The 2435-nt window shown below is 67.6% G+C and carries 2 protein-coding genes; both read left to right on the forward strand.

The annotated features are described in order from the left end of the window. The first annotated feature begins 64 nt into the window (after window positions 1–64). A complete protein-coding gene (gene istA, locus O9255_RS13925; protein WP_297867471.1) occupies window positions 65–1561 on the forward strand; it encodes an IS21 family transposase in 1497 nt (498 codons plus the stop codon). Further along, window positions 1554–2348, forward strand: coding sequence for an IS21-like element helper ATPase IstB (gene istB / locus O9255_RS13930; protein ID WP_297867472.1), 795 nt, complete (start codon window positions 1554–1556; stop codon window positions 2346–2348). Before istA ends, istB begins: the two co-directional genes overlap by 8 nt. The last annotated feature ends 87 nt before the right edge of the window (window positions 2349–2435 follow it).

The raw sequence follows: 2435 nt of genomic DNA on the forward strand, positions 1-2435 counted from the left end.
TTGACCAGGGTGTTCAACCTGACCTGCCCGACCAGACGAAGGGCAGGACGACGAGGTGCACACCATGGCGATGTACGCGAAGGTCCGGCGGCTTCGGCTGCGGGAGGGGCTCTCGATCAGCGAGATTGCCCGGCGGACGAGTCTGTCCCGGAACACGATCAAGACGTGGCTGAAGGAGCCGCTGCGGGAGGCGATGGTGTATCGCCGCAAGCCGGCGCCGAACAAGTTGGATGCCCATGCGGCGTGGCTGGTCCGGGCGTTGGAGGCGGACGGCCGGCGGCCGAAGGGCCAGCGGCGGACGGCGAAGCGGCTGTTCGAGCAGCTGAAGGCCTTGGGCTACGCGGGGACCTACACCCGCGTGACGGCCTGGATCCGCCGCTGGCGGACGGTGCAAGGCGCCAGCATTGCGCGGGACGCCTACGTGCCGCTGAGCTTCGCGTGGGGCGAAGCCTTCCAGTTCGATTGGAGCAGCGAGGGGCTGGTGGTCGGCGGGGTGTACCGGAAGATCGAGCTGGCACACATGAAGCTGTGCGCCAGCCGGGCGTTCTGGCTGCAGGCCTATCCCAGCCAGTCGCACGAGATGCTGTTCGACGCGCACACGCGCTGCCTCGAGGGATTGGGCGGGGTGCCGCGTCGGGGCATCTACGACAACATGAAGACGGCGGTGGACAAGGTGCCGGGACGCGACAAGGCGCGGGTGGTGAACGCGCGGTCTTCGGCCATGTCGGCGCACTATCTGTTAGACCCGGAGTTCTGCAACGTGGCGTCGGGCTGGGAAAAGGGCCGGGTCGAGAAGGGCGTGCAGGACGCCCGCCGGCAGATCTGGGCGGCGGCGCAGGACGAGCGTTTCGGGTCGTTCGCCGAGTTGAACGTGTGGCTGGGCGCGCAGTGCCGGCTGGCATGGCAAGCGGCGCATCCGGACTTTCCCGAAATGAGCATCGCCGAGGCCCACGAGCATGAGCAGGCCCACCTGATGCCGATGCCCAAGCCCTTCGACGGCTACGTGGAGTCGTCGGCGCGGGTGTCGAGCACCTGCCTGGTGACGGTGAAGCGCAACCGCTATTCGGTGCCCTGCGAATGGGCCGGGCGGGCCGTCAGCGTCCGGCTCTACCCGAACCGCGTCCTGATCGTGGCCGAGCACACGGTGATCGCCGACCACACCCGGGTAGTGGACCGCGACCACACGGTCTTCGATTGGCAGCACTACATGCCGCTGATCGAGCGGAAGCCCGGAGCCCTGCGCAACGGCGCGCCGTTCGAGGATCTGCCGCCAGCCCTGCAGACCCTGCGCCGGGCCCTGCTGCGCCACCCGGGCGGCGACCGGGTGATGGCGAAGGTGCTGGCCGCGGTTCCGGTATTTGGTCTGGAGGCGGTCCTGGTGGCCGTCGAACTGGTGCTGCAGGCCGGACGCCCGAGTGCGGAGCACGTTCTGAACGTGCTGGCGCGGCTGCACGAGGTACCCCCACCGCCGAGTGTCGAGACCGATCTGGTGGTGAGCGAACCACCGACCACGGACACCACCCGCTACGACCGACTGCGGACGGAGGTGGCCCATGGCTGAGGTCATCGACGCCCTGAAGGGCTTGCGGCTGTACGGCATGGCCGCCTGCTGGAAGGAGTTGCAGGAGCACGGTGGGCCGGAGATCGAGGCCGGCCAGAGCCTGCTGGGGCGGCTGCTGGACGCGGAGCAGGTCGATCGCCGCGTGCGGTCGATCCGCTACCAGATGAACGCGGCGCGCTTCCCGATCCATCGGGATCTGGCCAGCTTCCAGTTCGACGGGACGAAGATCGACGAGCGGCTGATCCGGCAGCTGGCGACCGGCGCCTTCATGGAGCGATCGGAGAATGTCGTGCTGATCGGCGGCACCGGCACGGGCAAGAGCCATCTGGCGACCGCCATCGGCGCCAGTGCCATCGGCGAGCACGGTCGTCGGGGCCGGTTCTTTTCCACCATCGAACTGGCCAACGCGCTGGAAGCGGAGAAGGCGGCCGGCAAAGCCGGCCGCCTGGCTCATCAGTTGCTGCACCTGGACTTCGTGGTGCTGGACGAGTTGGGCTACCTGCCGTTTTCCCAAGCAGGCGGCGCCTTGCTGTTCCACCTGCTGTCGAAGCTGTACGAGCACACCAGCGTGGTCATCACCACGAACCTGACCTTCGCCGAGTGGGGCAGCGTGTTCGCCGATCCGAAGCTGACGACGGCGCTGCTGGATCGGATCACCCACCACTGCCACATCGTCGAGACTGGCAACGAGTCCTACCGGTTCCGCCAAAGCAGTGGCAGTGGTCGGACGCGGATCAAGGCGCGGGAGCAGGCCAAGATCGATCAAGCCAAGGAGGACAACGCCTGACGACCCGGAGGCACCGCTAGACTGGCTGCGCCGGGAGGCCGAATTCCCGGTTCCATCCCTGGTCAATTTTCAGTGCGCAGAGATGGT

The sequence above is a fragment of the Silanimonas sp. genome (assembly GCF_027530345.1).
Classification (GTDB): Bacteria; Pseudomonadota; Gammaproteobacteria; order Xanthomonadales; family Xanthomonadaceae; genus Silanimonas.

Coding starts and splice junctions, on each gene's coding strand:
- istA (WP_297867471.1), top strand. CDS start 65: ATGGCGATGTACGCGAAGGTCCGGCGGCTTCGGCTGCGGGAGGGGCTC.
- istB (WP_297867472.1), top strand. CDS start 1,554: ATGGCTGAGGTCATCGACGCCCTGAAGGGCTTGCGGCTGTACGGCATG.